At 47.5% G+C, this 11,454-nt stretch carries 13 protein-coding genes; 5 read left to right on the top strand and 8 right to left on the bottom strand.

Annotated elements, in window-relative coordinates:
* Positions 1–57: 57 nt before the first annotated feature.
* The 7 genes from IMY23_RS05955 to IMY23_RS05925 all read right to left on the bottom strand — a co-directional run bounded on the left by IMY23_RS05955 (position 58) and on the right by IMY23_RS05925 (position 5,045).
* Entirely contained in the window at positions 58–294 is a 237-nt protein-coding gene (locus tag IMY23_RS05955; protein WP_192821208.1) for a hypothetical protein, read from the bottom strand.
* Between the two features lie 502 nt (positions 295–796).
* The gene (locus IMY23_RS05950) at positions 797–1,045 is read right to left on the bottom strand and encodes a hypothetical protein (RefSeq protein ID WP_192821207.1); all 249 of its coding nucleotides are present in this window, start codon (positions 1,043–1,045) and stop codon (positions 797–799) included.
* Entirely contained in the window at positions 1,042–1,374 is a 333-nt protein-coding gene (locus IMY23_RS05945; protein WP_192821206.1) for a helix-turn-helix domain-containing protein, read from the bottom strand. Before IMY23_RS05945 ends, IMY23_RS05950 begins: the two co-directional genes overlap by 4 nt.
* A gap of 5 nt (positions 1,375–1,379) precedes the next feature.
* Complete coding sequence (locus IMY23_RS05940) at positions 1,380–1,874, bottom strand: phage protein GemA/Gp16 family protein (RefSeq protein ID WP_192821205.1); 495 nt, start codon at positions 1,872–1,874, stop codon at positions 1,380–1,382.
* A 102-nt stretch (positions 1,875–1,976) separates the two neighbouring features.
* On the bottom strand, positions 1,977–2,819 hold the full coding sequence (locus IMY23_RS05935) for an AAA family ATPase (protein WP_192821204.1): 843 nt from the start codon (positions 2,817–2,819) through the stop codon (positions 1,977–1,979).
* A gap of 62 nt (positions 2,820–2,881) precedes the next feature.
* Positions 2,882–4,732 carry a Mu transposase C-terminal domain-containing protein gene (locus IMY23_RS05930; protein ID WP_192821203.1) on the bottom strand — a complete coding sequence of 617 codons (1,851 nt, stop codon included), beginning with the start codon at positions 4,730–4,732 and terminating at the stop codon, positions 2,882–2,884.
* 19 nt (positions 4,733–4,751) lie between these two features.
* The gene (locus IMY23_RS05925; RefSeq protein WP_192821202.1) at positions 4,752–5,045 is read right to left on the bottom strand and encodes a hypothetical protein; all 294 of its coding nucleotides are present in this window, start codon (positions 5,043–5,045) and stop codon (positions 4,752–4,754) included.
* 120 nt (positions 5,046–5,165) lie between these two features.
* On the opposite strand from IMY23_RS05925, the gene IMY23_RS05920 reads away from it, so the two are divergent.
* Together IMY23_RS05920 and IMY23_RS05915 are read left to right on the top strand one after the other, a co-directional pair.
* Positions 5,166–6,014, top strand: a complete 849-nt coding sequence (locus IMY23_RS05920; protein WP_192821201.1) for a helix-turn-helix domain-containing protein — start codon at positions 5,166–5,168, stop codon at positions 6,012–6,014.
* Positions 6,015–6,648: 634 nt separating this feature from the next.
* Positions 6,649–7,743 carry an AMP-binding protein gene (locus IMY23_RS05915; protein WP_192821200.1) on the top strand — a complete coding sequence of 365 codons (1,095 nt, stop codon included), beginning with the start codon at positions 6,649–6,651 and terminating at the stop codon, positions 7,741–7,743.
* Between the two features lie 51 nt (positions 7,744–7,794).
* Here the strand turns inward: IMY23_RS05915 and IMY23_RS05910 are convergent, their stop codons facing one another.
* Positions 7,795–8,445: a hypothetical protein gene (locus tag IMY23_RS05910; protein WP_192821199.1), complete on the bottom strand. Its 651-nt coding sequence runs from the start codon at positions 8,443–8,445 to the stop codon at positions 7,795–7,797.
* A 251-nt stretch (positions 8,446–8,696) separates the two neighbouring features.
* Here IMY23_RS05910 and IMY23_RS05905 point away from each other — a divergent pair, with 251 nt between their 5' ends.
* From IMY23_RS05905 to gldC, 3 genes are all read left to right on the top strand, one after another.
* Entirely contained in the window at positions 8,697–9,464 is a 768-nt protein-coding gene (locus IMY23_RS05905; protein WP_192821198.1) for a hypothetical protein, read from the top strand.
* Between the two features lie 206 nt (positions 9,465–9,670).
* Positions 9,671–10,795 (top strand): DNA polymerase III subunit beta, encoded by a 1,125-nt coding sequence (gene dnaN, locus IMY23_RS05900; protein ID WP_192821197.1) that lies wholly within the window; start codon positions 9,671–9,673, stop codon positions 10,793–10,795.
* 297 nt (positions 10,796–11,092) lie between these two features.
* On the top strand, positions 11,093–11,443 hold the full coding sequence (gldC, locus tag IMY23_RS05895; protein WP_192821196.1) for a gliding motility protein GldC: 351 nt from the start codon (positions 11,093–11,095) through the stop codon (positions 11,441–11,443).
* Positions 11,444–11,454 lie beyond the last annotated feature (11 nt).

Raw genomic sequence — 11,454 nt, 5'->3', positions numbered from 1 at the left:
TAAATCCTGCATCTGCATCAAAGCGCCCAGGTACAGGTCATCGTCATTCAGAATCTCCTAGTCACCGCCCAGCCACGTCTCATCCATGATGGCCTCCACCATGTCAAGCGGCCCGCCCGCCTGCATCCGGGTCATGGCGTACTTCAGGTCATGGCGGTTCGCGCCCCGGAAAAACCCGGCCTTGCCGCCCACGTCCAGGCGGAACACTCCCTTGCTGTGCGCCTTCTTCCAGGCATCGATCATTTCCGGTGTCACCTCAGCGGCTGCTGTTGGTTTTGTCTCATTATTGTTCATTGTTTTGCCTTTGGTTTATGTTAATTTTTACTTGAAGTGTAAAGATTAAACTTATTTTCGCTTAATAAAACTTAAGTTATTCACAAAGAATCTGACTAACAATAAGTTATAATTGAAATAAAGCATTTATCCCTTACTTTATAATGGCTTAAAGTGCATTTACCCCACCCTATAGAACCAATAATATATGTAGGTGGAAGCGTTATTGTGACCTAAGAACTTAAATGGAAGGTAAACGGTAAAATGCAAAAATATACAATAATGGGCTTTGCAGTTAGGTGGCAAATGCAGACCTTTGATGCGAAGTAGTTTCATATCTGTACAGGTGCGTTGCCGGTTGTTGCCGTCAACAAAAAAAGCCACCCAAATTGGGTGGCTTTTCCTATTTAAACACCTTGCCCTAGTCTTACGGGGTGGGGTAGATGCTGGAAACACATGGTTAAAATAACAATTTTATGCCATTGCAGTGAGATAAGGGAGTTTTAAGGGCCGTGGGAATATTTTAGGCTGCAATTTCTCTCTGGATTGAAGCCCTAGGGTCTAATACGTGTATGATTTCCTTTAACCAAAATAGCTGGTCCACACTTCTTGGGTCCATAGGGTCTCCATCAAGTGCCAGACGAATCACAGCACTTGAGTACTCGAAATAAAGATCAGAAAGTGTTTGGCTCAGGTGCTCTAAGTCAGTATCGTTCTCTATAAGCTTCTTAAAAAGCTGCACTTGTATTGGTTCTTTATCGTTGTTTTTCATGGCTTTGGGATAAGTTGGTTCTCAGTTAGGATTTGGTGTATCACCTTCAGGTTGTGGTTTATATTGGATATGGCGTGGCTCAGGCTGTCTGCGGCGTACGGGTTGCTCAGTATGGCCTCCCGGTCAATGTCAGACAGCACTAAGAAGGTTGACTGGCAACCGTCCCTGTCCTCTTCTTTAAGCCTCTTGTCCCAATTGTAGCGTTTCTTCCAAGCCAGAATTGACTTCTCAGTAACGCCCACTGTTTTTGCTATCTCTTTTTGGGTGATTCCCTCTGAGTACAGCTTGAAGGCTTTTTTCTTCTCTTCGGCTAGTGTAGTGATTCTCATTTGGTCTATCTGTTAAGGCCAAGTTCTGCGAGCACAGCCCGCACCGCCTGACCGGCTTCCTTGCTTAGTTTGCTTTTCTCAACGTGTCTCTGAATCTGCTCAAATTGGCTAACCAGTTTCGGCAGTTCATCCAAGGTGTAGTCATTGAGGGGTTTTCTCAGGTAGCTGTTACGTGCGCAGAAACTGTCAATCTTGGCCCTGTTCATGGCGCGATCTGCGGGGCTTTCCCCCTCAATCCAACCAATGGTATAGCAGATGGCGAATATCTTGCGGCGCATCTTCTCTGCTGGGGTACGCTGGATTTGCGGTCTGTTGGCTTGCCTGCCCTTGCTGCGCTCCAGGTGCTCAATGAGTGCCTTTGCCTCCTGTGGCGTTAGCTCCTTGGCACTGGTGGCCTTGGTGGCACTGTACTGTTCCACCAGTTCTGCTTTGTAATCCATAAGGCCCAACTCATTCAAGAGGAAATGGAGCCTGCGGTTCTGTTCCGGTCTCATTTTCATGGCTTCTGCTTTTTGGGTTGGCTTTTGATTAGGCTTGCAAGCTCTGAGAGCCTGCATCTAAGGGAAATAGCTGGTACTGTCATATGCATTTACCCCCTATCTTTAGAACTGATTCAACATCAACTTTTCCAATAAAATGGCATTGGAGAGGTTGCCGAAATCCCTGAACTTCTGCATGTTCTTGACGGTGGCGGGGTCTGTGATGCCATGCAGAATGCAGATGGCCTTGATTTCCGCGCGGGTGGGCGGCTGGAGCTCCTGCCACAACTGCACACGGCGGTAGAACTCTGAAGCGCCCTCTTTCTGTTTGCTTACCCAAGACTCCAGGTTCACTTTGAAATATGGCATACCCGCCAACAGGATTCCGCTGGTGTTCTGCGTTTGGTTGCGCAGGTCATGCAGATACATTAACAGCGTGACAGGCAGCTTGCCAGCTTCATCAATCACTATCAATGGATTCTCCAGGATGCTTAATTCATGGGCGGCACGCTTTACCATGTCATTAATGCTGCCTTTAAGGTTTATACCCATTTCACGCATCAGGGAGATGAAAAAAACCTTTGGGTTCATGCTCTTCTCATAGAGCACGTAAAACACGTTCGGGCGGCGGCGGTACGCCATCAGAGAGGTGGTTTTACCAAGGCCTGTGTCACCTATTAGGGCCACCATCAATTGGTGCTCCTGCGCGGCCTTGCACACCTTAATGACCGTGTTGAAGTTGCCAGTCTCAATGACTGGTTCATCATACACGGCAGGGTTTACTAGCTGCCATAGCCGCATGAGTCTGTAGTCTTCTATTCCCTCAAAATTGCCGCGCTCTATTTTCTCTAGTTGGTCCACACGCACGCGTGCCTGTTTGGCCACGGCTGCAATGTCCAATTGGCGTTCGGCGCGGTAGTCAAGCAGCGCCTTTTGGATTGTCGGTTTTTCCGGTAAATTTGCCATTGTAAATAGTTTTAAGTTATTGAATTGAGGTGCCGTTGCCTGCCAGCAACGGCACTTTGCTTTTAGTCCAAATCGTTGGGGTTCCACACTTTCAGCGTGGCCGGGGTGGTGAACGGGTTGCCGCGTTTCCTGCCTTCTGTTTTCTCCGGGAGCATTGCAAATGAAAGCAGCTGATCCTCTTCTTCGTCCTCCGCAATTGTCAGTATCTCCTTGGAGGTCATGTGCGGCGCGGCCAATGCCAGCGCCTTTGCCTCTTCAGCCGCGCGTTCTTTGCGGTTTGCCTGGTCAGCGGTGCCTATTTCCTTTATGGTGTTCCTGCTGATTAAGCCATGCTGCTGAAGCACTCCCAGATGTGTTTCGGCTTCGTCATCTGCGAAAAGGTACACCTCTGAGAGGTCTTCAGGCTCATAGCGCACTACCAGATTCTGTCCGTTGAACTCAACCCCGGCTTTGTAAATCCGCTCCACCTTGTTAACCTCTATTTTCAGTAAACCTCTGTTTACTTTGACGGCGGTCTTGTGCCAGAAGAGGTAAGGCATTTCCATCTCTGTGATAGAAATGGTTTGCGGTTCCTGGCAGGCCGCAAACAGTTCGTTTGGCGTGGCTTTGCCGCTGAAGGAGGTAGCGTGGTATTTCTCCAGCATGGCTTCTATGCGTTCCTCTATCTGAAACATAGTGGGGAAACCGTGCTGCTTGGTATAGGCTTTGAGCGCGTCTGGGTTAGGTCTGTTGTTCAGGTTTTTGCTGGTGATGGCCATACCTAACCAATCACCGTATTCACGGCAGAAACGGTCTTGGAACGTGCCAAAGAAACGCTCTATGTAGGGCTTCTCCTGTGATTTCCCAGGCTTGCAATACTTAATGACAGAGCCTAGGCCACTCATTTTTTCCTCCAGGTCATCAAATTCCGGGGTGTCTTTACCGCTGAAGTTGTCAGTCCAGATTTCTTTTGGCAGCCAACCAGTTTTCGCTTGCGCCTTGAGCGCCTGCACAACCAGCCAGCGGGTTTCTGAATAATCCAGGCTCCAGCCGGTAATCTTGCCGGAATGCGTATCTATGATGGCGAACATCCAGGGCCGCACAAGTTTTTTACCTTCCTTATCCCAAACCTTGAAAGGCAGTTTCACACCGTCCATCTCGGCACGTACCCCCACCGCCAAAGGCTTCTCAAATGGTATGTAGGCACGGTGGTTGTCAGAGTGGGCTTTGCCTCCGTGCCTGGACAGGTAGGTACGGGCTTGGAACTGCACGTCTGCCACGTGTTTCTTCACTGACTCGTAGCCAAGTTCCTTCAGGCCTTCTTTCCGGAAAATTTCGTTTGCCATCTGGCAGATGGCCGGGGCCTTGTATTTGTTTGGCAGGGAGTAGAGCAACTCCAGCACCTCATTATGGCGCTCAGTTTTCTTAGCTGCGTTGCTTTTCTTTCCGGTTTTTGCGTTTATGATGGCGGCTTCTGGGTTTCTCCTGAAGTCGCAAAGTTTTTTGTAGAAGCTGAAATAGTTAGTTAATGCCTTAGGCAAGCCAATTGAGCGATAAACTTCAAAAGCCTTGGCTATTGAGATTCGGTTCAGGTTCGCTGCGTCTGTCAATTTCGCAATTCGGTGCCATACTGCCCATTCCTTTGCCTTTGCCTCACGCTTGGATGGGTTCACACCGGCGGCGGCTACTTTTGAGGTGAATTGCGCAAAATCTTCATTGAACGCATTCGCCAGATATTGGCTCCGCACCGTATTCTCATAGACTTCTATTTTGTACCGGCTAGGTAGCGGAATGCTGGCAAGGCAAATCCAAGTTTCGTACGCCTCCACAACTCTACCATCTACCCAATTCTCAACCGTTCTGGTAGAGAGGCTTACCCTGTCCACTAGAAAGGTTCTTGAATAGTAAACTTGGCCCTGTATTATCCTTTTCATTACCGCTTCGCCAAATCCGTTAGTTTGCGCTTTCTGTTATAAGTTGCGCCACTTTTGCCCGCTCTGTTTCCTGGTCGCGGCAAAGTTTTATAAGTTCCCGCTCAGAAGGCATCTGCTTCTTGCTGTGGGCTGGGATGGTGCTGTAGATAATCAGCCGCTTGCGCTTGTCTTCCGGGTCTTTAATGGAGGCCCATGAGGTGGATAGCCCTTTGCTGAATTTGCTTACGCCGCAGTCAATGGTGCCCCGGCCTATGCCGTAGGTGTCCACCAAGTCGGTGTACTCCAGCAACAAAACTCCTTTTATCAGCCTCATATCATTATTTGTTAAAATTATCTATTACTTTGCGTCTGTATTTAGACTTGAGTTACGCAAACCTATATACAATAGTTATAATTAGCAAGTGCAAAAGAATTTATTTTATCTCTTTTAGATATGGAAAATATTTCTCCTAATGACCGACTCAAGGAAGTGCGTGAAAAGTTAGGAATGAGCCAAACTGCATTTTCTTCTAAACTTGGGTTCAAACAGTCCTATATAAGTGCTGTGGAGAGCGGCAAAAAAGAAGTTGCTGCAAAAGTCATTCACGCTTTAATTGAACATTTCTTAGTCTCTGCCAATTGGTTGATTCGTGGCGATGGTGATATGTTTATAAAATCGATAACGCTTATTAATAATGAAAATATCAATAATAATGAAAATCGATTGGGGGGAAATCGGTATCTTAAAAAGTTAAAGTTTGAAGAAGGAGAGCAAACTGCTAAAACTGCTGTTCTGATGGTATCAGAAGAAGAGCTTTATAGAAGGGTAAAGGATTTGGAGGTAGGTATAAGTCGCCTTTATAAACAATTCATGTTTTTAGGAGAAACATGGTGGCACCTACTAAATATTGACTATGATTGGATACCACTTTCTAATTATTTACCACCTAGAAAGACTATTGAATTCGTCTATGGTTCTAAAGAGGGTGAAGGCGTTTTAATGAAAGACGGATTATTGGTTAGTGAATACGATGCACTTTCATTAGAAGGTAAAGTTCAGTATTACAAAGAGTTAGAAACAACCAGAACAAAATTTCAGTTTGATCTTGGTCACTATATTCACTTAATTTATATGGCTGTATGGGGTGGTAAGGAGGACTTCAATAAGTTAGTGATGGGTGACGAAAACACTCCAGTGCCAGAAGAAAAGAAGAAAGAGATTAAAGAGCGCATGGCTTTTTTTAGCACAGGTGCAGGCATGGAAAAGATACATCCTCAAAGGAAAAATAAAAAGAAGCTCTAGAATAGATTAACTAAAACATAAAGCCCGTTTCTTTGCAAAGCTGCTGGAAACGGGCTTTTTTGTGCGGTTTTCACACATTTTACTATTGAAAGTGGTAGTTTGGAGGCTTAATGGAAGTACTTCTTGTAAACGAATGGAAGTGGTATTAAACCAAATGGAAGTAAACAGCTAATTCAATGGGTAGGTTAAATTTGCTAAAAACGCCCATTTCGCACAGATTTCGCACTTTTTTTACTTTTGCTTCACTTTGTTATTTTAAAATACCCCCCACAAATTCGCGAAATGCGTTTTTGGCTTCATTTCTGAAAATGGAGCCAAAAACGCATTTTTATTTTAGCACACATATCGTCCCCCTTTGAAGGGGGTAGGGGGATGATAAGGCCGTTGAAGAAGCTAGAACTGCCGCAAGTTACAGCTGCGCCTAAACTTGCGGCAGGATTAAAATAATGGGAATGCGAATTTCGGCAAAAGTAATCATCCCCCAACCCCCTTCAAAGGGGGACGATATGCGTTAAAATAAAACGAAGAAGTGAATTTTATTATCAATTGAGGATAATGTCCTCAATAGGGATACACAACCAATCTTTCCGGTCCTCGAATAACCATCAGCAATTAACAATCATCCATTTAGCCCATGCCAGACCATCTGCTGCTCAACCAGAAGAAGTTTTTCTTAGATGAAATCCAGCATTATTCATTCAGGGAGAGCATTCCTATTGACGGGTACGAGGCCAAGACGCTGGAGTTCTGCAAGAACTGGCTGCAGGGCGTGCAGGAATTCGCCATCCAGACCTCGGGGAGCACGGGCACGCCCAAGTGGCTGGAACTGACCCGCGACCGCATGGAAGCCAGCGCCAAACGCACCCTTCGCCTGTTTAACCTTCAGCCTGAAGACCGGGTGTTGGTTTGCCTGAACACCGAATACATTGCCGGCATGATGATGCTGGTGCGCGGTTTTGTAGGCGAGTTACACATGACCATTGTGGAGCCCTCAGGAAACCCGTTTGCCAATCTTGACCCAGAAGCCGAGTTTGATTTTGTGGCCATGGTGCCGCTGCAACTGCAGACTATTTTGGAGCAGACGCCAGATAAAGTGGAGAAGCTGAACCGCATGAAAGCCATTCTGCTGGGCGGCGCGCCGGTTTCTAAACAGCTGGAAGAAAAAGTCCAGTTGCTGGAAGTGCCCGTGTTTCAAAGCTACGGCATGACCGAAACGGTGTCACATGTGGCGGTGCGGCGGTTGAACGGGCCGGAAAGAAAAGACTATTATACCGCTCCCTCAGAAATCATATTAGACCAGGACGAGCGTGGCTGTCTTACTATTTCAGCGGATGTGACTGGTAATGAAATTCTGGTCACCAATGACCGCGTGGAAATGGTAGACGCGCATTCGTTCAAATGGCTCGGCCGCGCTGACAACACCGTGAACTCCGGTGGCGTGAAAGTTCAGCTGGAGAAAGTGGAAAATGCGCTGGAAGAGGCGTTGGCAGAACTCGGGATGACGAGAAGGTGCTTCGCCGCTGCGTTGCCAGATGAAGCCCTGGGCGAGCGCCTGATTGCCGTGTTGGAAGGAGGCCCGCTCACCGAGGAAGAGGAGCAGAACTTGAAAGGCAAGCTAAGCGAAAGCCTCGGTAAATATGAAATCCCGAAGCAGTTTGGCTACCTGCCCCGTCTGCCTGAAACAGCCACTGGTAAAATTGATCGCCGAAGTGGTCTCACCTTGCTATAGCGTTTTGGGGCTCATTTCCAGAAATGAGCCCCAAAACGCTAAGCCAGCTACTTATTGTTGGTTGTATTTGGTGAGGGCATCAAAGGCTTTGTTTTTCTGCAAGAGCTTCACGGCTTTTTCATTGTCCTGCATCATGACCAACATAGAATCTTTGTGTATTCGCTGGAGGGGTCCCGTTTCGCCTTTCTGTAGAAATTTGAAGTAGCCAATATCTAAGCCTTCGCCCATGGGTAAAAACGTGTAGCCGTTAATTTTGCCAGAAACCTGCTTAAAAAGCCAGCAACTATCGGCGGGCAAACCCGGCGTCAGCAAGCGGCCGTAGCCATCTAATTTTCTGATGACACGCGTGTCACTGGGGTAGATTTTCTGGATGCGGTTTGGGTCAGATTTCCTCAGTTTCGGGTTTTCCTGCTCCAGGTAGCTTCGGTTCTTTTCATCAAACATGATTTTTGACTTCACCATGATTTCTGAGCTGTCCAGGAGCACCACTTGGTAAGTAGCTTTAGGATTATACAAGGCCGTGCTCTGGCGAGCCATGGTCATATGCATCATGTGCATCATTTGAAACTGCATGTTGTGGTTCATCTGGTTAGCAGCCATAGCCCTTGAAGCCGCTTGCACGTAATTGTATTGCGCTGAAGCCTGCTGGGTGCCCAAACAAAAGGCAAAAGCAATAACCAGCCCGGTGTATAAGTTTTTCATTTGAATAAATATAATCGCGAATTCCTGAAGGTGTTTTTTTCTTTAAATATAAGATAGTTCCACAAATTTCACGGCGTTGAAAGGCTGTCGCATAGGTTTTAAAGTTCAAAAAGAGAAGTTACAGCAATAGAAAAAGCTGAAGTGATATAGTAATTGTCCAATATAAACGGCGAAAAAATAAGGTAAAGGTTTGTTAGACTTCTTTTAAGACTATTCCGTACAAGGTATTCCTCCAAATAAATATCTTTTGTATGACACGTTTTCTATCTCATTTCCTGGTCTTAGCCGCGTTGCCTTTTCTGTTCTCCTGCAACCAAGATACGGTGGAGCCTACTGATGCTTCCCTGGCATTGTCTGAGGAAGCTCGCACCGCGGCCTGTACAGAATATTCCTATTTCAATAAGTTTGAAGGCACCGTCACTTACAGCAAGGCGTGGGGCCAACTGGTTTTGGTAGGTTTTGCAGAAGGTTTAAGCCAGCAAGACAAGCAGCAACTTTTGGCCGGTTTCCCGGTGGTTGACAGCCTGGAAGGGGAGGTCTTCACCGAGGCGGGCGTGGTTACTATGGTCAGATTAAACCCAGGAAGCACGTGCTTTGAAGCCGACAAATTGCGGAAGGCCCTGGAGAAATACCCCGCGGTGCAGTTTGCAAATCCGGTGTTTGACCCCGAGGTGTACAATGCAGACGGCTTTGCCTGGGTTGGCGTGTCCAGTGAGTTTCTGGTCTCTATTGAAGGAAGCGGCACCTTGGCCCAACTGGAAGCGCTGGTCAACCAAACCAACACCAAAATCTTGTTCTCATTCTCAGATGACATCCATATCTTAACCGCCGACAAAAACTCCAGCGGGTCTGTGCTGGAGGTGGTGTCTTTCTTCAACCGGCAGGCGGCAGTGACGGTGGCCGAGCCCAACCTTATTTTCCAGCTGGCCCCGGAACTTAACCAAATGGCTAGAAAAGCAGCAAGCCAAACCATTACGTCAAAGGCTGCTTTCCTGAGGAAACACAAAAAGATCAAATAGTTACACCGCCGTCAGCGGAAGAAAAGGAACAGGTTGCCCGGGTTTTGACTACCGGGGCAACCTGTTTCCGTTTTCGGGCTCATTTATGAAAACGGGGCCAAAAACAGGTTTTAACGGAAAAACAAAGCAGTCCGCAGAAGTAGGAAAAAATCCTTTTTTGGTTAACTTTGCCTTATTAACGACCTTCCTCAAAACGACTATACCGCATGAAATTCATTGTATCTTCTACGGCTCTGCTGAAGCAGTTGACCAGCATAAACGGGGTTGTGGCCAACAACCCGGTGGTTCCCATTCTGGAGAACTTTCTGTTTGAGATCAACGATGGCGTCTTGACCATCACGGCCAGTGATTTGGAGACCTCCATGATCACGGAGATACACGTGGAGGCCCGCGAAAACGGCCGCATTGCCGCCCCCGCCCGCATTCTCATTGACACGCTTAAGAACTTGCCAGACCAGCCGGTGACCTTCACCATTGATGAGGAAACCTATACCATTGAAATCAGTTCGTCTAACGGCCGTTATAAATTGTCTGGCGAAAACGCCACTGATTTCCCGCGGGTGCCGGTGGTGCGCGGCGGTAACGCCATTGAGATTCCGTCTAACGTTTTGAGCCGGGCCATTAACAAGACCATTTTTGCGGTAAGCAATGATGAACTGAGACCGGCCATGACGGGTATTTACATTCAGTTGGGTACTGATAACATCACCTTTGTGGCCACCGACGGTCACCGTTTGCTCCGCTACCGCCGCAAAGATATTGGCAGCGAGAATACGGCCTCTATCATCATTCCAAAGAAAGCGTTCAACTTGTTAAAGTCAACCTTGCCCAGTGAAGCCACGGCCGTACGGGTGGAGTTCAACACGTCCAACGCGTTCTTCAGCTTTGACAACATCAAGATGATCTGCCGCCTCATTGATGAGCGTTACCCAGATTATGAGAACGTGATTCCGGTGCAGAACCCCAATAAGCTGAGCATTGACCGTTATGACTTCCTGAGCTCGGTGAAGCGTATCTCTATTTACTCCAATAAAACCACCCATCAGGTGCGCCTGCGCATTACCGGCAGTGAACTGCAAATCTCCGCAGAGGACCTGGACTTCTCCAATGAGGCTTCTGAGCGCCTGACGTGCCAGTATGACGGCGAAGACATGGAGATTGGCTTCAACGCCAAGTTCCTCACAGAAATGCTGAGCAACATGGATTCAGACGAAATCACGCTGGAACTGTCCACGCCTAACCGCGCCGGCCTCTTAATGCCCGCCGCCAATGATGACGAAGAAAGCATCTTGATGCTGGTGATGCCGGTAATGCTGAACAACTACGTGTAAGGTCTATTGTCAGAAATAGTGAAAAGCCTTCCTTATGAAAATAGGGAAGGCTTTTTTTGCAGTAAAGCATCAGCTGCAATTTCCGTTTTAGGGCTCATTTCTGGAAATGGGCCCGAAAACGGATAGCCTTGCGCCGGTGATATTTTTCTGTCTTGGGAAAAACTTGCGTTAAGGCCGGGGTACTTTCTTATAGGATACGGTGAAGGTTTTGCTTTTGACCCGCCAAAACCAAGAAAATCGTTTTACCTTTGCACTTTCAGAAATAGCACCCTGGTGGTGCAGCAGACCATGAAACAGATGAAAAAATCAGAGATACATTTCAGCATTGCCTTAGATGACCAACGCGTGCCAGAGGCCATTAGCTGGAGCGCCACAGACGCCGGCACAGATATCCACTTCGCCAAGGCCATCAACATTTCGCTCTGGGACCGCAATGACACCGGCACCATGAAAATTGACCTCTGGACCAAAGACATGCCCGTTGATGAGATGAAATATTTCTACATTGACACCATGGGCGCCATGGCCCAGAGCATTGAAACCGCTACCAATGACAAGCTCATGGCCGAAAAAATGCGCAGCCTGTGCCAGGAATTGATGCAACACGTGGAAGAGCAACAGAAACGCAATGCCCAGAACCCGCAGTAACTGTCAGCATT

It is taken from the genome of Rufibacter sp. LB8 (assembly GCF_014876185.1).
In the GTDB taxonomy this organism is placed as follows: Bacteria; Bacteroidota; Bacteroidia; order Cytophagales; family Hymenobacteraceae; genus Nibribacter.
The sequence above is the reverse complement of the archived record's forward strand: the minus strand, read 5'-3'. Positions and strand labels throughout refer to the sequence as shown.